Annotated in this window: 16 protein-coding genes; 5 read left to right on the forward strand and 11 right to left on the reverse strand. The window is 70.8% G+C overall.

Annotated elements, in window-relative coordinates; all coding sequences use genetic code 11:
* Positions 1-338 precede the first annotated feature (338 nt).
* From tkt to pgl, 5 genes are all read left to right on the forward strand, one after another.
* The gene (tkt, locus tag IO30_RS0129940) at positions 339-2,426 is read left to right on the forward strand and encodes a transketolase (protein WP_031148111.1); all 2,088 of its coding nucleotides are present in this window, start codon (positions 339-341) and stop codon (positions 2,424-2,426) included.
* Positions 2,427-2,460: 34 nt separating this feature from the next.
* Positions 2,461-3,579: a transaldolase gene (gene tal / locus IO30_RS0129945; protein ID WP_031148113.1), complete on the forward strand. Its 1,119-nt coding sequence runs from the start codon at positions 2,461-2,463 to the stop codon at positions 3,577-3,579.
* A 5-nt stretch (positions 3,580-3,584) separates the two neighbouring features.
* The gene (gene zwf, locus IO30_RS0129950) at positions 3,585-5,111 is read left to right on the forward strand and encodes a glucose-6-phosphate dehydrogenase (protein WP_031148114.1); all 1,527 of its coding nucleotides are present in this window, start codon (positions 3,585-3,587) and stop codon (positions 5,109-5,111) included.
* Positions 5,108-6,166 (forward strand): glucose-6-phosphate dehydrogenase assembly protein OpcA, encoded by a 1,059-nt coding sequence (gene opcA, locus IO30_RS0129955; RefSeq protein ID WP_031148115.1) that lies wholly within the window; start codon positions 5,108-5,110, stop codon positions 6,164-6,166. Before zwf ends, opcA begins: the two co-directional genes overlap by 4 nt.
* Before the next feature lie 154 nt (positions 6,167-6,320).
* The gene (gene pgl, locus IO30_RS0129960; protein ID WP_031148116.1) at positions 6,321-7,103 is read left to right on the forward strand and encodes a 6-phosphogluconolactonase; all 783 of its coding nucleotides are present in this window, start codon (positions 6,321-6,323) and stop codon (positions 7,101-7,103) included.
* Positions 7,104-7,176: 73 nt separating this feature from the next.
* Here pgl and pgi read toward each other — a convergent pair whose 3' ends face one another.
* The 11 genes from pgi to uvrC all read right to left on the reverse strand — a co-directional run bounded on the left by pgi (position 7,177) and on the right by uvrC (position 21,497).
* On the reverse strand, positions 7,177-8,832 hold the full coding sequence (gene pgi / locus IO30_RS0129965; RefSeq protein WP_031148117.1) for a glucose-6-phosphate isomerase: 1,656 nt from the start codon (positions 8,830-8,832) through the stop codon (positions 7,177-7,179).
* A 179-nt stretch (positions 8,833-9,011) separates the two neighbouring features.
* Positions 9,012-9,347, reverse strand: a complete 336-nt coding sequence (locus IO30_RS0129970; protein ID WP_078904317.1) for an RNA polymerase-binding protein RbpA — start codon at positions 9,345-9,347, stop codon at positions 9,012-9,014.
* Between the two features lie 212 nt (positions 9,348-9,559).
* Complete coding sequence (gene secG / locus IO30_RS0129975; protein ID WP_031148120.1) at positions 9,560-9,790, reverse strand: preprotein translocase subunit SecG; 231 nt, start codon at positions 9,788-9,790, stop codon at positions 9,560-9,562.
* Between the two features lie 131 nt (positions 9,791-9,921).
* Positions 9,922-10,704 carry a triose-phosphate isomerase gene (gene tpiA / locus IO30_RS0129980; RefSeq protein ID WP_031148122.1) on the reverse strand — a complete coding sequence of 261 codons (783 nt, stop codon included), beginning with the start codon at positions 10,702-10,704 and terminating at the stop codon, positions 9,922-9,924.
* A 6-nt stretch (positions 10,705-10,710) separates the two neighbouring features.
* A complete protein-coding gene (locus IO30_RS0129985; protein WP_031148125.1) occupies positions 10,711-11,931 on the reverse strand; it encodes a phosphoglycerate kinase in 1,221 nt (406 codons plus the stop codon).
* Between the two features lie 156 nt (positions 11,932-12,087).
* Positions 12,088-13,092: a type I glyceraldehyde-3-phosphate dehydrogenase gene (gap, locus tag IO30_RS0129990; protein WP_031148127.1), complete on the reverse strand. Its 1,005-nt coding sequence runs from the start codon at positions 13,090-13,092 to the stop codon at positions 12,088-12,090.
* Positions 13,093-13,323: 231 nt separating this feature from the next.
* Entirely contained in the window at positions 13,324-16,293 is a 2,970-nt protein-coding gene (locus IO30_RS0129995; protein ID WP_031148128.1) for a M14 family metallopeptidase, read from the reverse strand.
* A gap of 155 nt (positions 16,294-16,448) precedes the next feature.
* On the reverse strand, positions 16,449-17,444 hold the full coding sequence (gene whiA, locus IO30_RS0130000) for a DNA-binding protein WhiA (protein WP_030009075.1): 996 nt from the start codon (positions 17,442-17,444) through the stop codon (positions 16,449-16,451).
* Positions 17,435-18,490, reverse strand: coding sequence for a gluconeogenesis factor YvcK family protein (locus IO30_RS0130005; RefSeq protein ID WP_031148129.1), 1,056 nt, complete (start codon positions 18,488-18,490; stop codon positions 17,435-17,437). The genes whiA and IO30_RS0130005 overlap by 10 nt, the downstream gene beginning before the upstream one ends.
* Positions 18,487-19,446 carry an RNase adapter RapZ gene (rapZ, locus tag IO30_RS0130010; RefSeq protein WP_031148130.1) on the reverse strand — a complete coding sequence of 320 codons (960 nt, stop codon included), beginning with the start codon at positions 19,444-19,446 and terminating at the stop codon, positions 18,487-18,489. The genes IO30_RS0130005 and rapZ overlap by 4 nt, the downstream gene beginning before the upstream one ends.
* A complete protein-coding gene (gene uvrC, locus IO30_RS0130015) occupies positions 19,443-21,497 on the reverse strand; it encodes an excinuclease ABC subunit UvrC (protein ID WP_031148136.1) in 2,055 nt (684 codons plus the stop codon). Before uvrC ends, rapZ begins: the two co-directional genes overlap by 4 nt.
* Positions 21,498-21,594 lie beyond the last annotated feature (97 nt).

Consider the following 21,594-nt stretch of genomic DNA (forward strand, 5'->3'; position numbering starts at 1 on the left):
CTCCGACCCGGACCGTTCACATCGTGAAGGCCGGGTAAAGGCTTGCGCGTACCACGCCACTCTAGACGTTGCACTTACGTGGCCCTGCGCGGGGGTCGCTTCGTGTTGGGCCGATCGGACCGGCCGCCGGCCGCTGACGGACCGTGAACGGATCCGCCGAAGGGCACCCCCGGAGCGCCGGCGCGCACACCCGCGGGCAGGTGAACACGGGCTGCCGACGCGGTGACGGACTGTGGACACTCGAATAGCTGCACGCCGTTGCGGGGGTAGGCTCGGAATCGCGCCGGTGCACCGTTCGTCACCGGGAACAGACATGTGGAGAGGAGCCCTGACCAACGGTGAGCACCAAGCCGACCACCACAGAGCTCGAGTGGACCGAACTGGACCAGCGGGCCGTCGACACCGCCCGCATCCTGGCCGCTGACGCGGTCCAGAAGGTCGGAAACGGCCACCCCGGTACGGCGATGAGCCTGGCCCCCGCCGCGTACACCCTCTTCCAGAAGGTGATGCGGCACGACCCGGCGGACCCCGAGTGGGTGGGCCGCGACCGCTTCGTGCTCTCCGCTGGGCACTCGTCCCTCACCCTTTACACCCAGCTGTACCTCGGCGGGTTCGGGCTGGAGCTGGACGACCTCAAGGCGTTCCGCACCTGGGGCTCCAAGACCCCCGGCCACCCGGAGTACGGCCACACGACCGGCGTCGAGACCACCACCGGCCCCCTCGGCCAGGGCATCGCCAACGCGGTGGGCATGGCCATGGCCTCCCGCTACGAGCGCGGCCTGTTCGACCCCGAGGCCGCCCAGGGCAGCTCCCCGTTCGACCACATGATCTACGCGGTCGCGGGCGACGGCTGCCTCCAGGAGGGCATCTCGCACGAGGCGTCCGCACTGGCCGGCCACCAGAAGCTGGGCAACCTCGTCCTGCTGTGGGACGACAACCACATCTCCATCGAGGGCGACACGGAGACGGCCGTCTCCGAGGACACCCTGAAGCGCTACGAGGCGTACGGCTGGCACGTGCAGCGCGTCGCGCAGCAGGAGAACGGCGACCTCGACCCGAAGGCGCTGTTCGCGGCCCTCCAGGCCGCCAAGGCCGAGACCGGCCGCCCGTCCTTCATCGCGGCCCGCTCGATCATCGCCTGGCCCGCGCCGCACGCCCAGAACACCGAGGCCGCCCACGGCTCCGCGCTCGGAGACGACGAGGTCGCGGCCACCAAGCGCGTCCTCGGCTTCGACCCGGAGCAGGCCTTCGAGGTCTCCGACGAGGTCATCGCCCACACCCGCGCCCTCGGGGACCGCGGCCGCGAGGCCAAGGCCGCCTGGGAGAAGGACTTCTCCGCCTGGCGCACCGCCAACCCGGAGCGCGCCGCCGAGTTCGACCGCATCCAGGCCAACGAGCTGCCCGCGGGCTGGGAGGACGAGCTCCCCGTCTTCGAGGCCGGCAAGGGCGTCGCCACCCGCGCCGCCTCCGGCAAGGTGCTCCAGGCCCTCGGCGCGGTCATCCCGGAGCTGTGGGGCGGCTCGGCCGACCTGGCCGGCTCCAACAACACGACCATCGACAAGGACTCCTCGTTCCTGCCGGTGGGCAACCCGCTGCCGGAGGCCGACCCGTACGGCCGCACCATCCACTTCGGCATCCGCGAGCACGCCATGGCCGCGGCCATGAACGGCATCGCCCTGCACGGCCACACCCGCATCTACGGCGGCACCTTCCTGGTGTTCTCCGACTACATGCGCAACGCCGTCCGCCTGTCCGCGCTGATGCACGTGCCGGTCACCTACGTGTGGACGCACGACTCCATCGGCCTCGGCGAGGACGGCCCGACCCACCAGCCCGTCGAGCACCTCGCCTCGCTGCGCGCCATCCCGGGCCTGAACCTGGTCCGCCCGGCCGACGCGAACGAGACCGCCGTCGCCTGGCGCGAGATCCTGCGCCGTCACACCAAGGTGTTCGGCAAGGGCGCCCCGCACGGTCTGGCGCTGACCCGCCAGGGCGTGCCGACGTACGAGCGCAACGAGGACGCGGCCAAGGGCGGCTACGTCCTGTTCGAGGCCACCGGCGGCGAGCCGCAGGTCGTCCTCATCGGTACCGGCTCCGAGGTGCACCTGGCCGTGGAGGCGCGCGAGCAGCTCCAGGCCGAGGGCATCCCCACCCGGGTGGTCTCGATGCCGTCCGTCGAGTGGTTCGAGGAGCAGGACCAGGCGTACAAGGACAGCGTCCTGCCGCCCTCCGTCAAGGCGCGCGTCGCGGTCGAGGCCGGCATCGGCCTGACCTGGCACCGCTACGTGGGCGACGCGGGCCGGATCGTCTCGCTGGAGCACTTCGGTGCCTCGGCCGACGCGAAGGTGCTGTTCCGCGAGTTCGGCTTCACCCCCGAGCGCGTCGCGGCCGCTGCCCACGAGTCCCTCGCCGCCGCCGCGCGCTGACGCCGGTACAACACCAGTAGGAGATGCAATTCCCATGACAGACGCACTCAAGCGCCTCTCCGACGAGGGCGTGGCGATCTGGCTGGACGACCTGTCCCGCAAGCGCATCACGTCCGGCAACCTGGCGGAGCTCATCGACCAGTCGCACGTGGTCGGTGTCACCACCAACCCGGCGATCTTCCAGAAGGCCATCAGCGGCGGCGAGGGGTACGAGCAGCAGCTCACCGACCTCGCGACCCGCAAGGTGACCGTCGAAGAGGCCCTGCGCATGATCACGACGGCGGACGTCCGCGACGCCGCCGACATCCTGCGCCCGGTCTACGACCGCACGGACGGCCAGGACGGCCGCGTGTCGATCGAGGTCGACCCGCGCCTGGCGCACAACACCCCGGCCACCGTCGCCGAGGCCAAGCAGCTGGCCTGGCTGGTGGACCGCCCGAACACGCTCATCAAGATCCCGGCGACCAAGGCCGGCCTGCCGGCGATCACCGAGGTCATCGGCAAGGGCATCAGCGTCAACGTCACGCTGATCTTCTCGCTGGAGCGCTACCGCGAGGTCATGGACGCGTACCTGGCGGGTCTGGAGAAGGCCAAGGCCGCGGGCCTGGACCTGTCCCTGATCCACTCGGTCGCCTCCTTCTTCGTGTCCCGCGTGGACAGCGAGATCGACAAGCGCCTGGACGCGGTGGGCACGGACGAGGCCAAGGCCCTCAAGGGCAAGGCGGCGCTCGCCAACGCCCGTCTGGCCTACGAGGCCTACGAGGAGGTCTTCTCCTCGGACCGCTGGACCGCCCTGGAGCGGGTCGGCGCCAACAAGCAGCGTCCGCTGTGGGCCTCGACCGGCGTCAAGGACCCGGCGTACAAGGACACCCTGTACGTGGACGACCTGGTCGCCCCGAACACGGTGAACACCATGCCGGAGGCCACCCTGGAGGCCGCGGCCGACCACGGGCAGATCACGGGCGACACCGTGCGCGGCACCTACGAGCAGGCCCGCGCCGAGCTCGATGCGGTCGCGAAGCTGGGCATCTCGTACGACGATGTGGTGCAGCTGCTGGAAGACGAGGGCGTCGAGAAGTTCGCGGTGTCCTGGAACGACCTGCTGAAGTCGACCGAGGCGGAGCTTGAGCGCCTCGCCCCCACGGAGGCCTGAACACTTTGTCTGTTAACGGAGCGAACCCGCTTCGTGACGCACAGGACCGGCGGCTCCCGCGCATCGCGGGGCCGTCCGGCCTGGTCATTTTCGGCGTTACGGGTGACCTGTCGCGCAAGAAGCTGATGCCTGCCGTCTACGACCTGGCCAATCGCGGCCTGCTTCCCCCGGGCTTCTCCCTGATCGGCTTCGCCCGCCGGGAGTGGGAGCACGAGGACTTCGCCACGGAGGTGTACGAGGCCGTCAAGGAGCACTCGCGCACGCCGTTCCGCGAGGAGGTCTGGCAGCAGCTGGTGCAGGGCTGCCGCTTCGTCCAGGGCGACTTCGACGACGACGCGGCCTTCGAGACCCTGAAGGCCACCATCGAGGAGCTGGACAAGGCGCAGGGCACGGGCGGCAACTTCGCCTTCTACCTGTCCGTCCCGCCGAAATTCTTCCCCAAGGTGGTCCAGCAGCTCAAGGACCACGGGCTGGCCCAGAAGGACGGCTCCTGGCGGCGCGCCGTCATCGAGAAGCCCTTCGGACACGACCTGAAGAGCGCGGAAGAGCTCAACAAGGTCGTCCACGAGGTCTTCCCGCGCGACGAGGTCTTCCGGATCGACCACTACCTCGGCAAGGAGACCGTCCAGAACATCCTGGCGCTCCGCTTCGCCAACACCATGTTCGAGCCGATCTGGAACCGGTCGTACGTCGACCACGTGCAGATCACCATGGCCGAGGACATCGGCATCGGCGGCCGGGCCGGCTACTACGACGGCATCGGCGCGGCCCGTGACGTCATCCAGAACCACCTGCTCCAGCTGCTCGCGCTGACCGCGATGGAGGAGCCCGGCTCCTTCCACCCCAAGGCGCTGGTGGCGGAGAAGCTCAAGGTGCTGACCGCCGTGGAGCTGCCGGAGGACCTGGGCAAGCACACCGTGCGCGGCCAGTACTCGGCGGCCTGGCAGGGCGGCGAGAAGGTCGTCGGCTACCTCGAAGAGGACGGCATCGACCCCAAGTCGAAGACCGACACCTACGCGGCCGTCCGCCTGGAGATCAACAACCGCCGCTGGGCGGGCGTCCCGTTCTACCTGCGGACCGGCAAGCGCCTGGGCCGCCGGGTGACCGAGATCGCGGTGGTCTTCAAGCGGGCCCCGTACCTCCCGTTCGAGTCGGGCGCGACCGAGGAGCTGGGGCAGAACGCCCTGGTCATCCGGGTCCAGCCGGACGAGGGCGTGACGGTCCGCTTCGGTTCCAAGGTTCCGGGCACCTCCATGGAGGTCCGGGACGTGACGATGGACTTCGCCTACGGCGAGTCCTTCACGGAGTCGAGCCCCGAGGCGTACGAGCGGCTGATCCTCGACGTGCTCCTCGGCGACGCGAACCTCTTCCCGCGCCACCAGGAAGTGGAGCTGTCCTGGAACATCCTCGACCCGATCGAGGAGTACTGGGACAAGCACGGCAAGCCCGCGCAGTACCCGGCGGGCACCTGGGGACCGGTCGAGGCGGACGAGATGCTCGCACGAGACGGACGGAGCTGGCGCCGGCCATGAAGATCGACCTCACGGAGACCAACTCCAGCAAGATCAATGCCGCGATGGTGCAGGCACGCCGGGACATCGGCACGCCGGCCATCGGCATGGTCCTCACGCTGGTGATCGTGACCGACGAGGAGAACGCGTACGACGCGCTCAAGTCGGCGAACGACGCGTCCCACGAACACCCCTCGCGGATCGTCGTCGTCGTCAAGCGGGTCAGCCGCTCGCCGCGCAGCCGCCGCGACGCCCGTCTCGACGCGGAAGTCCGCGTCGGGGCGGACTCCGGCAGCGGTGAAACGGTTGTGCTCCGCCTGCACGGCGAGCTCGTCGACCACGCGCAGTCGGTGGTCCTCCCGCTGCTCCTGCCGGACGCCCCCGTGGTCGTCTGGTGGCCGGACGGTGCTCCCGCGGACCTGGCGGGCGATCCGCTCGGCACACTGGGGCAGCGCCGGATCACGGACACGTACTCCTGCGAGGAACCGGTCCCGGCCCTCGCCAAGCGGGCCGCGGCGTACGCCCCCGGGGACACGGACCTGTCCTGGACCCGGATCACCCCGTGGCGCTCCATGCTGGCGGCGGCGCTGGACCAGCAGTCGCACTCGGTGCTCTCCGCGACCGTCGAGGGCGAGGACGAGAACCCGAGCTGCGAGCTGCTGGCCATGTGGCTGGCGGACCGGCTCCAGGTCCCCGTCAAGCGCACCCTGTCCTCGGGCCCGGGCCTCACGGCCGTGCGCCTGGAGACCAAGGACGGCGACATCGTCCTGGACCGGGCGGACGGGGCCCTGGCCACGCTGTGCATGCCGGGGCAGCCCGACCGTGCGGTGGCGCTCAAGCGCCGCGAGACCGCCGAGCTCCTGGCGGAGGAACTGCGCCGGCTGGACCCGGACAACACGTACGAGTCCGCACTGAAGTTCGGCGTGGCCAAGCTGGCCCAGGCGGCTCCGGCCGAGCCGAAGCCCAAGGCGAAGGCCGGGTCCGAGCCCGGGTCCGAGCCCGAGGCCGACGCCGGGGCCGGGGCGCCTGCCCCGAAGCCCGCTTCGCCGAAGCCGGCGAAGAAGGCCGCCAAGTAGCACCGGCCCGGGCCCTGCCCGGACCCGCACCCCGGACGCCGGGCGGGGCTGGATCCCCAGCCCCGCCCGGCGTTCTGGGACCGGGGTCCGTACGGGCCCGGGAACGGCACCCACATCCGCACCCGCACAACCTCGAAGGCGGCAGCACATGGGTATGACGACTCCCCAGGTCGTCGTCCACCGGGACAAGGAGCTGATGGCCCAGGCCGCGGCGGCCCGGCTCATCACGAAGATCGTGGACGCGCAGGCGGCCCGCGGCTCCGCGTCCGTGGTCCTCACCGGCGGCCGCAACGGCAACGGGCTGCTGGCGGCCCTCGCCGCCGCCCCGGCCCGGGACGCGGTCGACTGGTCCCGGCTGGACCTGTGGTGGGGCGACGAGCGCTACGTCCCCGCCGACGACCCCGAACGCAACCACGTCCAGGCCCGCGAGGCCCTCCTGGACGCCGTCCCGGTGGATCCCGCGCGCGTGCACGCCATGCCCGCCTCGGACGGCCCGTACGGCGCCGACGTGGACGCGGCGGCCGCGGCGTACGCGGCGGAGCTGGCGAAGGCCGCCGGCCCGGAGGACCACGGCCCCGTCCCCACCTTCGACGTGCTCATGCTGGGCGTGGGCCCGGACACGCACGTGGCGTCCCTGTTCCCCGAGCACCCGGCCGCCCGCGAGGGCGAGCGCACGGTGGTCGGCGTCCACGGCGCCCCGAAGCCCCCGCCCACCCGGATCTCGCTGACCCTCCCGGCCATCCGGGCGGCCCGCGAGGTCTGGCTGCTGGCGGCGGGTGAGGACAAGGCCGGCGCCGTGGCCATCGCCCTCGGCGGCGCGGGCGAGGTCCAGGCCCCGGCGGCGGCCGCCCGCGGCCGGTCCCGCACCCTGTGGCTCCTGGACCGCGCGGCGGCGGCCCGGCTCCCCTTGGACATGTACCCGCCGTCCCAGGCCTGACCCGGCCACGACGCAGAGCGCCCCGCACCTTCCCGGTGCGGGGCGCTCCGTCGTACCGGCGGCTCCGGTCGCCTCAGCCGCGGTCGCGCAGCTTGCGGTACGTGGCCACCAGCGCCTTCGTCGAGGCGTCCAGGCCCGGCACGTCCGCGCCCTCCGTCAGCGCGGGCTCGACGCGCTTGGCGAGCACCTTGCCGAGCTCGACGCCCCACTGGTCGAAGGAGTCGATGTTCCAGACCGCGCCCTGGACGAACACCTTGTGCTCGTACAGGGCGACCAGCTGGCCCAGTACGGACGGGGTGAGGTCGCGGGCCAGGATCGTGGTCGTCGGGTGGTTGCCCTGGAAGGTCTTGTGCGGGACCAGCGACTCCGGGGCGCCCTCCGCCCGGACCTCGTCGGCCGTCTTGCCGAAGGCCAGCGCCTGCGTCTGGGCGAAGAAGTTCGCCATCAGCAGGTCGTGCTGGGCCGCCAGCGCCGGCGGGAGGTCGGCCACCGGGCGGGCGAAGCCGATGAAGTCCGCGGGGATCATCCGGGTGCCCTGGTGGATCAGCTGGTAGTAGGCGTGCTGCCCGTTGGTGCCGGGCGTGCCCCACACCACCGGGCCGGTCTGCCACTGCACCGGATCGCCGTCGCGGTCGACGGACTTGCCGTTGGACTCCATGTCCAGCTGCTGCAAGTACGCGGTGAAGCGCGACAGGTAGTGGCTGTACGGGAGGACGGCGTGCGACTGCGCGTCGAAGAACGCGCTGTACCAGATCCCCAACAGCCCCAGCAGGAGCGGGGCGTTCTCCTCCGGCGGCGCCGTGCGGAAGTGCCGGTCCATGGCGTGGAAGCCGCCGAGCAGCTCGCGGAAGGCGTCCGGGCCGATCGCGATCATCAGGGAGAGCCCGATGGCGGAGTCGAAGGAGTAGCGGCCGCCGACCCAGTCCCAGAACTCGAACATGTTGGCCGGGTCGATGCCGAAGTCCGTGACCTTCTCGGCGTTGGTGGACAGCGCCACGAAGTGCCGTGCCACCGCCTGCTGGTCGCCGCCGAGACCGTCGAGCAGCCAGCCGCGCGCCGAAGTGGCGTTGGTGATGGTCTCGATGGTGGTGAAGGTCTTGGAGGCGATGATGAACAGCGTCCGGGCCGGGTCCAGGTCCCGCAGGGCTTCGTGCAGGTCCGCGCCGTCCACGTTGGAGACGAACCGCAGGGTCAGGCCGCGGTCGGTGAAGGCGCGCAGGGCTTCGTACGCCATCGCCGGACCGAGGTCGGAGCCGCCGATGCCGATGTTGACGACGTTCGTGATGCGCTCGCCGGTGAAGCCGGTCCACTCCCCCGACCGGACGCGGTCGGCGAAGGCCGCCATCTTGTCGAGGACGGCGTGGACGCCGGGGACCACGTCCTCCCCGTCCACCTCGACGACCGTGCCCTTCGGCGCCCGCAGGGCGGTGTGCAGGACGGCCCGGTCCTCCGTCGTGTTGATCTTCTCTCCGCGGAACATCGCCTCGCGCAGCTCCGCCACCCCGGTGGCCTGCGCCAGCTCGCGCAGCAGGGTCAGCGTCTCGTCGGTCACGAGGTGCTTCGAGTAGTCGATGTGCAGGTCCCCGACCTGCAGGGTGTATCCGGTGCCGCGGCCCGGGTGAGCCTCGAACAGCTCCCGCAGATGCGTCTGCCCGAACTCCTCCCGGTGCTTGCCCAGTGCGTGCCACTGCGGCGTCCGGTCGAGCTTCGTACGTCCCTCTGCGTCCATCTCCGACATCAACCCACTTCTTCCGTCCTGTCGTGCCCCGCCGGGCTCCAACTTAAAGGATCGGAAGGCGCTGCGGCGTACCGGCGCAATCGGCGCGCTCCTCCACAAAAAAGGCCCGGCCCCGCAGGAAGGGCTTTCCTGCGGGGCCGGGCCCCAAGTCATGTGCGCGCCGGGTGGATTCAGATCTCGCCGCGGAGCTTGGCGAGGGCCTCCGCGAGGATCGCCTCGCCGTCGGCGTCCGTACGACGCTCCCGTACGTACGCCAAGTGGGTCTTGTAGGGCTCGGTGCGGGGCGGTGCCGGGGGGTTGTCCCGGTCCTGACCGGCCGGGAACCCGCAGCGCGGGCAGTCCCAGTTGTCCGGCACCTGTGCGTCGCTGGCGAAACTGGGCTGCGTCTCGTGCCCGTTCGAGCACCAGAAGGAGATGCGCAGGCGGGGCGCGGACTCGCCGCGCTCGGCCTCACCCATCGGCCCCGCTCCGACCCGGCTACCACGGATCGCGTTGCCACTTGCCACGGTCGTAACTCCCTGCGTGATGGTGCCGCAAAGCGTGAGTGGAAAATGTCCGCTGCGGGCGCCTGGGTCTACGTACGGCCCAACTCGCTTGCAGCGAACGGAGGGACCGACCCCGCAGAGGCGGGAAGCAGAGTTACTCGTTCCGCGACCGGGCGCCGAACCTCATGATAGGCCGGGCGGAGCCGACCGGTCCGCCGGAATGGCCAGAACGGTCAGCTGCTCGACTTCATCAGCAGGCCCAGCGCCAGGATGCACGCGAACCACAGCAGACCGATGACGACGGTGATCCGGTCCAGGTTCCGCTCGGCGACGGACGAACCGCCGACCGACGACTGCATGCCTCCACCGAACATGTCGGAAAGGCCGCCGCCCTTGCCCTTGTGCATCAGCACGAGCAGCATCAGCAGGGCACTGAAGACGATCAGGGCGATCGAGAACCCCATAATCACGGCTGATTCCTACTTTCTGGCTTCTCTGGCTTTCCGGCAGTGCCGGGAAGTGCGCGGGGGCCAGTGGCTGGTGGTTCAGCCTCCTGGCCCCCGCAAGGGTACGACGGATCCGCCCTACCGCATACTCACTGGTCGCGGAAGCGGACGATCTTGACGAACTCGTCCACGTCCAGCGCCGCGCCGCCGATCAGGGCGCCGTCGACATCGGGCTGGGCCATGATCGCCGCGATGTTGCCGGACTTGACCGAGCCGCCGTACTGGATGCGGACCTTGTCGGCCAGCTCCTGGGAGTACAGCTCGGCGAGGCGGCCGCGGATCGCCCCGCAGACCTCCTGGGCGTCCTCGGGGGTGGCGACCTCGCCGGTGCCGATGGCCCAGACGGGCTCGTACGCGATCACGATGGACTCGACCTGCTCGGCCGGGACGTCCTTGAGGCCGCCGTCGACCTGGGCCAGCGTGTGCGGGACCTGCTGGCCGGCCTTGCGGACGTCCAGGCCCTCGCCGACGCACAGGATCGGGGTGATCCCGTGCCGGTAGGCGGCCTTGACCTTGGCGTTGCAGACCTCGTCGTTCTCGGCGTGGTACTGGCGGCGCTCGCTGTGGCCGACGGCCACGAAGGTGCACTTCAGCTTCGACAGCATGGAGCCGGAGATCTCGCCGGTGTAGGCACCGGAGTCCTGCGCCGAGAGGTCCTGGGCGCCGTACTTGATCTTCAGCTTGTCGCCGTCGACCAGCGTCTGGACCGAGCGCAGGTCGGTGAAGGGCGGCAGGACGGCGACGTCGACGGCGTCGTAGTCCTTGTCGGCGAGCGCGAAGGCGAGCTTCTGGACGTGGGCGATGGCCTCGAGGTGGTTGAGGTTCATCTTCCAGTTGCCCGCCATGAGCGGGGTGCGGGTGTCAGCAGACATGGGGGTTCAGCCCTCCAGGGCGGCGAGACCGGGGAGCGTCTTGCCCTCGAGGTATTCGAGGGAGGCGCCGCCACCGGTGGAAATGTGGCCGAATGCGTTCTCGTCGAAGCCCAGGATGCGGACCGCGGCAGCGCTGTCGCCACCGCCGACGACGGTGAAGGCGCTGCTGTCGACGAGGGCCTGCGCGATGGCGGTGGTACCGCCCGCGTAGTCGGGGTGCTCGAAGACGCCGACCGGACCGTTCCAGAAGACGGTCTTGGCGTCGGCGATCTTGGACGCGTAGAGCTCGCGCGTCTTGGGACCGATGTCGAGGCCTTCCTTGGTCTCCGGGATCGCGTCGGCGGCGACGGTCTCGAAGTCGGCGGGGGCCTTGGTCTTCAGGTCCGGGAAGTCGGAGGAGACCAGGACGTCGACCGGCAGGACCAGCTCGACGCCGGTGTCCTCGGCGCGCTTCATGTACTCCTTGACGACGTCCACCTGGTCCTTCTGGAGCAGGGAGATGCCGACCTCGTGACCCTGGGCGTGGAGGAAGGTGTACGCCATGCCGCCGCCGATGAGGATGCGGTCGGCCTTGCCGAGCAGCTGGTCGATGACGGCGAGCTTGTCGGAGACCTTGGCGCCGCCGAGCACGACCACGTACGGGCGCTCGACCTCGTCGGTCAGCTTCTTCAGGACGCCGACCTCGGTGGCGATGAGGTAGCCGGCCACGTGCGGCAGGCGCGCGGGCAGGTCGAAGACCGAGGCGTGCTTGCGGTGCACGGCGCCGAAGCCGTCACCGACGTAGACGTCGGCCAGCTCGGCGAGCTGGTCGGCGAAGGCGCCGCGCTCGGCGTCGTCCTTCGAGGTCTCGCCCGCGTTGAAGCGCAGGTTCTCGATGACGGCGACCTGGCCGTCGGTGAGGGCCGCGACGGTCTCCTTGGCGGAGGAGCCGACGGTGTCGGTGGCGAACGCGACGTCCGCGCCGAGCAGCTCGCCGAGCCGCGCGGCGGCGGGGGCGAGGGAGAACTCCGGCTCCACGCCCGTGCCCTTGGGGCGGCCGAGGTGCGAGGCGACGACCACGCGGGCGCCGGCTTCGGCGAGCTTCGCGATGGTCGGCTGGACGGCGCGGATGCGGCCGTCGTCGGTGATGGTGGTGGTGCCCTTCGCGAACGGGACGTTGAGGTCCGCGCGGACGAAGACCCGCTTGCCCTTGACGCCCTCGGCGAGCAGTTCGTCGATCGTCTTCATGTGGTTCCTACTCCTTGTCAGCCCTTCACCCTAGGGCGAGGAAGGGAGAACGAGACAAGCCACAGGGCCCGTGCGGCGCTTCGTCGCGCTGCCCGGACCCTGTGCTCACATCCTGGTGCCTTGCCTTAGACCTCGTGTACAGGAAGCCGGAAGGCCTTAGAGCTGGCCACCGACGAAGACCGTGAGGTCGACGAGACGGTTGGAGTAGCCCCACTCGTTGTCGTACCAGCCGATGACCTTGACGTTCTTGCCCTGGACCATGGTCAGGGAGGAGTCGAAGGTGCAGGAGGCGGGCCAGTTCACGATGTCGGAGGAGACGATCGCGTCCTCGGTGTAGTCGAGGATGCCCTTCAGCTGGCCCTCGGCGGCCTTCTGGAAGGCGTTGTTGACCTCGTCCTTGGTCACCTCGCGCTCCAGCTCGATGACCAGGTCGGTCACGGAACCGGTCGGGACCGGGACGCGCATCGCGATGCCGTCGAGCTTGCCCGCCAGCTCCGGGATCACCAGCGCGGTGGCCTTGGCGGCACCGGTGGTGGTCGGGATGATGTTCTCGGCGGCGGCGCGGGCGCGGCGCAGGTCCGAGTGCGGGAAGTCCAGGATCCGCTGGTCGTTCGTGTAGGCGTGGACCGTCGTCATCATGCCCTTGACGATGCCGAAGTTCTCCAGGAGGACCTTGGCCATCGGCGCCACGCAGTTGGTGGTGCAGGAGGCGTTGGAGATGACGTGGTGGCTGGCCGCGTCGTACTTGTCCTGGTTGACGCCCATCACGATCGTGATGTCCTCGTCCTTGGCCGGAGCCGAGATGAGGACCTTCTTCGCGCCGGCGGCGATGTGCTTGGCGGCGTCGGCCTTCTTGGTGAAGATGCCGGTCGACTCGATGACGATGTCGGCGCCCAGCTCGCCCCAGGGCAGGTTCGCGGGGTCACGCTCGGCAAAGGTCTTGAAGGTGTTGCCGTCGACGGTGATGGTGTCGTCGGTGTGGGAGACCTCGGCCTTGAGGCGGCCCAGAATGGTGTCGTACTTGAGCAGGTGCACCAGAGTGGCGTTGTCAGTCAGGTCGTTGACACCGACGATCTCGATGTCCGCTCCCTGCTCAAGGAGCGCCCGGAAGTAGTTGCGGCCAATGCGGCCAAAACCGTTGATGCCTACGCGGATCGTCACGAACCGATCTCCTCGTTGGTGCGCCGGTAAGTGCGCCGGCGAGCTGTATGGGATGTCCCCGACCGCTTACGACCCTACCTCTCCGTGAGCTTCGGAGTGACATCGGCCGGGGCCTGACACTCCCCCTACTTCGCGGGGGGACCACCTCCGAAGCCCGTTCCGGGCGTGCCGGCACGGGACTTCGGGGACCTTGGGCCCGTCACTCAGGGTGAGTGACGGGCGGGCCGCTGATCAGCGGCTCAGGGACTTGAGCGCCTTACCGACGAGTAGGGCACGGTCTCCGGCGGCCGGCAGGTGCTCCAGCCCGAAGCCCAGGAGGACCGTGTCACGCGTAGTGACCGACGCGTAGGACTTGAACAGCTCCCCCGACCGGGACCAGTCGCCCGGAACTTCGGGACTTCCGGCAGGTGCGCCCTGTGCGGTCCAGGCGCCCAGGCCGCTCTCGAAGCCCTCCGCAGCCTGGTCGGTTCCGCCCACGCTCAGCCGCGCCTCGTCCGCGAACACCCCGCGGCCGCCCGAGCCCGGGTCGGTGATGGAGGAGAGCGAGACCTCGATCGTCTTGCCCGCGTAGGCGCTCAGGTCGAAAGAGACCTGCTTCCAGCCGCCGGAGGAACCGGTGAAGCTGTTCCAGGTGCCGCTGGTGCCCTGCGCCGTGCAGCCGCCGGCGCCCAGGGTGAGGTAGCGGCCCAGGAACGGGTGGCCGTTGAGGAAGAACCCGGCCGCGCACTCCTCGGGGACGGCCGAGCTGGTCAGGCCGGAGGCTTCGGGCAGCGTGGTCCAGTCGTCGCCGCCCGCCGTACGGGCCTCCAGCACGGCGTGGTCGTAGCCCTCCTCGGTGTTCCAGCTCAGGGCCGTCTTGAGCTGCGGCCTGTCGGCGGCGGTGACCCCGGTGAGGTCGATCGTGCGGGTCAGCCGCTTCCAGTCGTCGTCCTGGTGGAGGGCCGAGGCCATCTGGGACCCGGCGTACGGGGCGTACGGGTTCACGACCCCCGCGTAACTGCCCGCCTGGGCGCTCTTGAACTGCGGGAACAGCTCGGGAGCCAGGGTCTCGGAGGTCACGGTGTAGGAGCCGGGGGCGTTCAGCGGGTTGCCCGCCGCGTCGCCGAGGCCGCCCCGGGCCCCGGCGAGGGTGCCCGCGCCGGTGAAGCCGGTGGCTCCGCTGCCGCTCGTACGGCCGTAGGCGCCGAGCCAGTACTGGCTGAAGTCGTTGGTCACGGCGCGGCCGACCTGGGCGTTGCCGCCCGCCAGCTCACCGGCCTCGATCAGCTTGCCGCCCTCGTTCAGGAAGTCGCGCACCGCGAGCTGGGTGTCACCGCCGGGGGTCCTGCCCCCCGTGTAGTGGACGGCGGTGCGGAAGTGGGACAGCGTCCCGAGGTGGTGCGGCACGCCCTGGGCCGCGACGTCCCAGACCGCGGCGGACCGTCCGTTGGCGCGCAGGGCGTCCACGTAGGTCTGCGCGTGCTGGGCCGGGGCCCCTTCCTCGGCGATCACCAGCACGTCCGCGCGCGGCCGTTCGGCCACGGTGTAGGTGAAGTGCTCGCTGGAGACCTGCTTGCCGGAGCGGTCGCGGCCGGTGAACCAGACCTCGACCCTGTCGCCGGGCCGGGCGCCGTCCACCTCGGCGCGGTACTCGTCGAACCAGTTGTTGTCCTCGCCGCCGTAGACGTCGCCGCCCTTCCAGGCCTTGAGGTCCTCGTCGTGCGTGCGGCCGCCGTTGATGCGGTAGTTGAGCTCCTTGTCCCGCAGGGACTTGCGGGCCGTGACGGCGACCTCCTGGTCCTCGCCGCGGGCGGCGTAGGAGGTGGTGAACGGGTCCAGGGTGAAGTCCGGGGCGCTCAGGCCCACGGAGGAGACGGGCCGGTCCGGGCGGGCGGCGCTCTCGCCGACGGACAGCGCGAAGGGGACGTTCTTGGCGAACTCCGCCTGGATGAGCGACTCGTCGTCCGGGAAGTGGAAGCCGGAGGCGCAGTCCTCGGGCTTCCACCGGTCGTCCGGGACGCTCTCGGAGGCCGTCTGGCAGGTGGTCATCTCCGGCGTGAACATCATGATGCCGTTCACGTTCGAGGCGTGTCCGTCGGCCTCGCCGTTGGTGGTGTAGAGCTCGGAGGAGACCTGCGGGTAGTAGCCGGGGACCGCCGGGTTCTCCGGGGTGCCGGTGAGGGTCTTGTAGGCGATGTCGTCGGGGGTCGGGGTGGCCACCTGCCAGCCCACGCCGTAGAGCAGCAGTTCCGCGGCGGAGTGGTAGTTGATGGCGTACTCGAAGCCGATCCGCTTCTGGAAGCGGTCGAGGGCGACGGTCTCCGGCTCGGACTGGGCCTTGGGGCCGCGGTAGGTGTCGCTGGCGGAGTTGGGGGAGGAACCCTCGTTGTCGTAGGCCCACTTGTAGGCGAAGTTCCGGTTGAGGTCGACCCCGTCCGCGGAGGTGGTCTTCCCGTCCGCGTCGTTGTCGCGCAGGTTCTTGCGCCACAGCCGGCGGCCGTCGGGGGCGTGCGTGTAGTCGTACCCGTCCGGGTTGGCGGAGAGCAGGAACCACAGCTCGGTGGAGTCCACCAGCTCGGTGATGCGCCGGTCCTTGCCGTAGTTGTCGAGCGTGTGGTGCATCAGCCGACGGGTCATCTCCGGGGTGATCCACTCCCGGGCGTGCTGGTTCGACATGTACAGCACGGACGGCTTGTCGCCGTCCGCGGTCTTCCTGGCGTTCTTGCTGACCTTCAGGGCGAGGATGTCCTTGCCCTGGACGGTCTTGCCGATGGAGACGACCTTGGTGAGCGCGGGGTGGGACCCGGCCGTCCGCAGGATCTCCTCCTGGAGACCTCCCTTGCCACTGTAGGGACGGAAGACCCCGTCGCCCACCGCACCGGAACGGGCCGCGGCATTGGCCGGGACCTTGCGTTCGGCGAGCGCGATGCCCTGGGCCGCGAGGTCCCCGGCCTGGGCGCCGGTGAGGAAGAGCTCGACCCGGGCGGTGCCGGTCTCGGGGGCCCGCTCGGAGAGCTCGTGGGCGTCCTGTCCGGCGGCGAGGACGAGCGGGACCTGTTCCTTCGTGATGTCGGCCTCGTAGACCCGCACCTCATCGGCGCCCGGGGCTCCGGTGGGGCCTGCGGAGGCGGGCTGGGGCTGGGCCGCGGCGGGTAGTGCGGCGAGCGTGGTTCCGAAGACGAGTGCGCTTGCGGCGAGGATCGATCTCGCGCGGTGCCTCATGTGCCCCCCTGGGCGTCGTCTGCCACCAAAGCGTGCGGACGCCAGGCTCACGACCAGCCCATGCTCATGTCAATGGGCCCTCCGGGTGATACAGCCGGAAAAGGGCCCGCACGGACGAACGTGCGGGCCCTTTTCCGGCCGTACGGGGGAACGGGTCAGCCGGCCATGTTGTCGGCCATTTCCTCGCTGAGGTCGAGGTTCGACTCGGTGCCCGGGATGCCGAGGTCCTGGGCCCGCTTGTCCGCCATCGCCAGCAGGCGGCGGATGCGGCCCGCGACCGCGTCCTTGGTCAGCGGCGGGTCGGCGAGCGCGCCCAGCTCCTCCAGGGAGGCCTGCTTGTGCTCCATGCGCAGCCGGCCGGCCGCGGCGAGGTGCTCGGGGACCTCCTCGCCGAGGATCTCCAGCGCACGCTGCACGCGGGCTCCCGCGGCCACGGCGGCCCGTGCCGAGCGGCGCAGGTTGGCGTCGTCGAAGTTGGCGAGGCGGTTGGCGGTGGCGCGCACCTCGCGCCGCATCCGCCGCTCCTCCCAGGCCAGCACCGACTCGTGCGCGCCGAGCCGGGTCAGCAGGGCGCCGATCGCGTCCCCGTCGCGGACCACGACCCGGTCCACCCCGCGCACCTCGCGCGCCTTGGCGGCGATGGAGAGCCTGCGGGCGGCGCCCACCAGGGCCAGGGCGGCCTCCGGGCCGGGGCAGGTGACCTCCAGGGAGGAGGACCGGCCCGGTTCGGTGAGCGAGCCGTGGGCCAGGAAGGCACCGCGCCAGGCCGCCTCGGCATCGCAGGTGGCCCCGGAGACCACCTGCGGGGGAAGACCCCGGATGGGGCGTCCGCGGCCGTCCACGAGGCCCGTCTGGCGGGCCAGCTGGTCACCGCCGGCCACCACCCGGACGACGTACCGGCTGCCGCGGCGCAGTCCGCCGGGGGCCATGACCACGAGGTCCGAGGAATGGCCGAAGATCTCCAGGATGTCCTTGCGCAGGCGCCGCGCCGCGATCCCCGTGTCCAGCTCCGCCTCGATGACGATGCGGCCGCTCACCAGGTGCAGGCCTCCCGCGAACCGAAGGATCGCCGAGACCTCCGCCTTCCTGCAGCAGGTCCGGGTGACCGGGAGGCGCGAGATCTCGTCCTTCACCGCGGGCGTCATCGCCATGGGCCGATCCTTCCATGCATCCGAAAAATACGGTCGTACGCGGCTGCAAGCAGCTCCGGATCATGCTTCGGAGAGCCGTCTTCCCTGGCCACCGGCGCCAGCTCGACCGCGGCACCGAAGCGTTTTGCGGCATCGGCAAGGGACTCGCGGTCGGGCACGGCGGCCTCGTCGGCCAACACCACGTCCAGGGCGAGTTTAGGGGCGTGTCGGGCCAAAACCTCCAAATGACGCTGCGGAGAGAAGCCCTCTGTTTCACCGGGCTGCGGTGCGAGGTTCAGCGAGAGGACCCGCCGGGCCTTCGTCTCGACCAGTGCGTCGAGCAGTTCCGGCACCAGGAGGTGCGGGATGACGGAGGAGAACCAGGACCCGGGGCCGAGCACGACCCAGTCGGCGTCCAGGACTGCCGCGACGGCCTCCGGCACGGCGGGCGGGTCGCTCGGCACCACCTGCACGGAGAGCACCTCGCCGGGGGTCAGGGCCACCGTGGCCTGCCCGCGCACGGTGTCCACCTCCTCCGGGCGGGCCGGGTCGTGGCCCTTGACCAGGGCCTGGAGCTCCAGCGGCACCGCCGACATCGGCAGGACCCGGCCCTGCGCGCCGAGCAGCGTGCCGACCAGGTCGAGGGCCTGGACGGGGTCGCCGAGCTGTTCCCACAGGGCGACGATCAGCAGGTTGCCGACGGCGTGCCCGTGCAGGTCGCCCTGGGACTGGAAGCGGTGCTGGATGACGCGGGCCCAGGTCTGGCCCCAGTCGTCGTCCCCGCACAGCGCGGCCAGCGCCTTGCGCAGGTCGCCGGGCGGCAGGACGCCGAGCTCCTCGCGGAGGCGGCCGCTGGAGCCGCCGTCGTCGGCGACGGTGACCACGGCGGTCAGGTCACCGGTGATCCGGCGCAGCGCGGCGAGGGAGGCCGACAGGCCCTGTCCGCCGCCGAGCGCGACCACCTTGGGCGCGGCGCCGCGCCTGCGGCCGGAGCGGCCCACGCCGACCTCGCCCCGTCCCGGGGTGAGGCGGCGCAGGCGGCTCAGCCGCGGGGTCCGTGCGGTCACTCGCGCCCCATGTCCCGGTGGACGACGACGGTCTCGACTCCTTCGGAGGCAAGGCGGGCGGCGAGCTTCTCGGACATGGCCACGCTGCGGTGCTTGCCGCCCGTGCACCCGACCGCGATGGTCACGTAGCGCTTGCCCTCGCGGCGGTAGCCGGTGGCGATCAGCTGGAGCAGCTCGGTGTAGCGGTCGAGGAACTCCTTGGCGCCGGGCTGGCTGAACACGTAGCCCGACACCTCCTCGTTGAGCCCGGTGAAGGGCCGCAGCTCCGGCACCCAGTGCGGGTTGGGGATGAAGCGGCAGTCGACGACGAGGTCGGCGTCGACGGGGAGGCCGTACTTGTAGCCGAAGGACATGACGGTGGCCCGCAGCTCGGGCTCCTCGTCGCCGGCGAACTGGGCGTCCATCTTGGCGCGCAGCTCGTGCACGTTCAGGCTGGAGGTGTCGATCACCAGGTCGGCGTCCCCGCGCAGCTCGCGCAGCAGGTCGCGCTCGGCGGCGATGCCGTCGGTGATGCGGCCGTCACCCTGGAGCGGGTGCGGACGGCGGACCGACTCGAAGCGGCGCACCAGGGCGTCGTCGGAGGACTCCAGGAAGACGATGCGCCGGGTGACGCCGCGGCTGTCGAGGTCGGCGAGGGATTCCCGCAGGGCGTCGAAGAACTGCCGGCCGCGGACGTCGACGACGACGGCGATCCGCGCCACGTTGCCCTGGGAACGGGCACCGAGCTCCACCATGGTGGGGATCAGCGCGGGCGGGAGGTTGTCGACGACGAACCAGCCGAGGTCCTCCAGACACTTGGCCGCCGTACTGCGGCCCGCCCCGGACATTCCGGAGATGATCACCAGCTCGGGGATGGCCGCCTCGGCGGTATCTCCGGGCTCCACTGTCGTGCCCGTACTCACCTGTGCTCCGTCTCGGTCGTGCGTGTTCGTGCGATCGGACTCGTGCTCGGTCATTGCTCGGTCCCCCGTTCGGACGCTGCTCCCGCGGGTGCGGGAGTCTCATCCTCAATGATCTCTCCTGTGGCCGTGTTGACCGCAGGACCAGCGGGAACCGCCTGGGCGAGGGCCGCGGCCACGGTCTCGGCCGTCTTGCGCCCTATGCCCGGGACCTCGCAGATCTGGTCGATTGTCGCCTGTCTCAGCTTCTTCACCGAACCGAAGTGCTTCACCAGGGCCTGCTTGCGGCTCTCCCCGAGGCCGGGCACCTCGTCCAGCGGTCCGGATTTCAGGCGCTTGCCGCGCTTGTTGCGCTGGTACTGGATGGCGAAGCGGTGGGCTTCGTCACGGACCCGCTGGAGCAGGTAGAGGCCCTCGCTGGTGCGGGGCAGCACGACCGGGTCGTCCTCGCCGGGCAGCCAGACCTCCTCCAGCCGCTTGGCGAGGCCGCACACGGCCACGTCGTCGATGCCGAGCTCCTCCAGGGCCCGCTTGGCGGCGGCGACCTGCGGCTGCCCGCCGTCGACGACGACGAGCTGCGGCGGGTACGCGAAGCGCCGGGGCCGCCCGTCGTCCTCGGCGAGCGGGTCCTCCACGACGGGGCCGGCGGCGCCGACAGCGCCGACAGCGCTGTCAACGCCTTCTTCGGGGGACCACTCCCCCGTCTTCAGCTTCTCCTGGAGGTACCGGCGGAAGCGCCGCGAGACCACCTCGTGCATGGAGCGGACGTCGTCCTGCCCCTCGAAGGTCTTGATCTGGAAGCGCCGGTACTCGCTCTTGCGTGCGAGGCCGTCCTCGAAGACCACCATCGAGGCCACCACGTCGTCGCCCTGGAGGTGGGAGATGTCGAAGCACTCGATGCGCAGCGGGGCCCCGTCCAGCTCCAGGGCCTCGGCGATCTCCTCCAGGGCCCGGGAGCGGGTGGTCAGGTCGCTGGCGCGCTTGGTCTTGTGCAGGGCGAGGGACTGCAGCGCGTTGCGGTGGACCGTCTCCATGAGGGCCTTCTTGTCGCCGCGCTGCGGGATCCGCAGGCTGACCTGGGACCCGCGGCGCTCGGCGAGCCACAGGCTCAGGGCCGGGGTGTCCTCGGGGAGCGCCGGGACCAGCACCTCCTTGGGCACGGCCTCGCCCTTCTCCTCCCCGTAGAGCTGCTGGAGCGCGTGCTCGACGAGCCCGGCCGTGTCGACGGCCTCGACCTTGTCGGTGACCCAGCCGCGCTGGCCGCGGACCCGGCCGCCGCGTACGTGGAAGATCTGCACGGCGGCTTCGAGCTCGTCCTCGGCGACCGCGATCAGGTCGGCGTCGGTGGCGTCGGCGAGCACCACGGCGTTCTTCTCCATGGCCCGGCGCAGCGCCCCTATGTCGTCGCGCAGCCGGGCGGCCTTCTCGTACTCCATCTCCTCGGCGGCCTCCTGCATCTGCTGTTCGAGGCGGGAGAGGTAGGTGCCGGTGCGGCCGGCCATGAAGTCGCAGAAGTCCTCGGCCAGTTCGCGGTGCTCTTCGGGGGTGACCCGGCCGACGCAGGGCGCGGAGCACTTGCCGATGTAGCCGAGCAGGCAGGGGCGGCCGATCTGGGCGGAGCGCTTGAACACCCCGGCGGAGCAGGTCCGTACCGGGAACACCCGGAGCATCAGGTCGACGGTCTCGCGGATGGCCCAGGCGTGGCCGTAGGGGCCGAAGTAGCGCACGCCCTTCTTCTTCGGGCCGCGCATGACCTGGACGCGGGGGTACTGCTCGTTCATGGTGACGGCGAGCGAGGGGTAGCTCTTGTCGTCGCGGTACTTGACGTTGAACCGGGGGTCGTACTCCTTGATCCAGGAGTACTCCAGCTGGAGCGCCTCGACCTCGGTGGACACCACGGTCCATTCGACGGAGGCGGCGGTGGTGACCATCGTGGCGGTACGGGGATGCAGTCCGGCGACGTCCTGGAAGTAGCTGGCCAGGCGTTGGCGCAGGCTCTTGGCCTTCCCGACGTAGATCACGCGGCGGTGCTCGTCGCGGAACCGGTAGACCCCCGGGGAGTCGGGGACCTGTCCCGGCTTGGGGCGGTAGCTGGAAGGGTCGGCCATGTCGACCACCCTACTTGCGCGGGCCGACAACCGGCCGTACCCCCGGCGGGCGCAGGGCCCGGCTCCTGGCGGGGAGCCGGGCCCTGCGCGGAGCCGG

The organism is Streptomyces xanthophaeus, assembly GCF_000725805.1.
Classification (GTDB): domain Bacteria; phylum Actinomycetota; class Actinomycetes; order Streptomycetales; family Streptomycetaceae; genus Streptomyces; species Streptomyces xanthophaeus.

Excerpts from the sequence above, each read along its gene's own strand:
- IO30_RS0129995 (WP_031148128.1), bottom strand. The coding sequence starts at position 16,293 with ATGAGGCACCGCGCGAGATCGATCCTCGCCGCAAGCGCACTCGTCTTC.
- rapZ (WP_031148130.1), bottom strand. The coding sequence starts at position 19,446 with ATGACCGAGCACGAGTCCGATCGCACGAACACGCACGACCGAGACGGA.
- whiA (WP_030009075.1), bottom strand. The coding sequence starts at position 17,444 with ATGGCGATGACGCCCGCGGTGAAGGACGAGATCTCGCGCCTCCCGGTC.
- tpiA (WP_031148122.1), bottom strand. The coding sequence starts at position 10,704 with ATGTCTGCTGACACCCGCACCCCGCTCATGGCGGGCAACTGGAAGATG.
- tal (WP_031148113.1), top strand. The coding sequence starts at position 2,461 with ATGACAGACGCACTCAAGCGCCTCTCCGACGAGGGCGTGGCGATCTGG.
- IO30_RS0129985 (WP_031148125.1), bottom strand. The coding sequence starts at position 11,931 with ATGAAGACGATCGACGAACTGCTCGCCGAGGGCGTCAAGGGCAAGCGG.
- secG (WP_031148120.1), bottom strand. The coding sequence starts at position 9,790 with ATGGGGTTCTCGATCGCCCTGATCGTCTTCAGTGCCCTGCTGATGCTG.
- pgl (WP_031148116.1), top strand. The coding sequence starts at position 6,321 with ATGACGACTCCCCAGGTCGTCGTCCACCGGGACAAGGAGCTGATGGCC.
- opcA (WP_031148115.1), top strand. The coding sequence starts at position 5,108 with ATGAAGATCGACCTCACGGAGACCAACTCCAGCAAGATCAATGCCGCG.
- uvrC (WP_031148136.1), bottom strand. The coding sequence starts at position 21,497 with ATGGCCGACCCTTCCAGCTACCGCCCCAAGCCGGGACAGGTCCCCGAC.
- pgi (WP_031148117.1), bottom strand. The coding sequence starts at position 8,832 with ATGGACGCAGAGGGACGTACGAAGCTCGACCGGACGCCGCAGTGGCAC.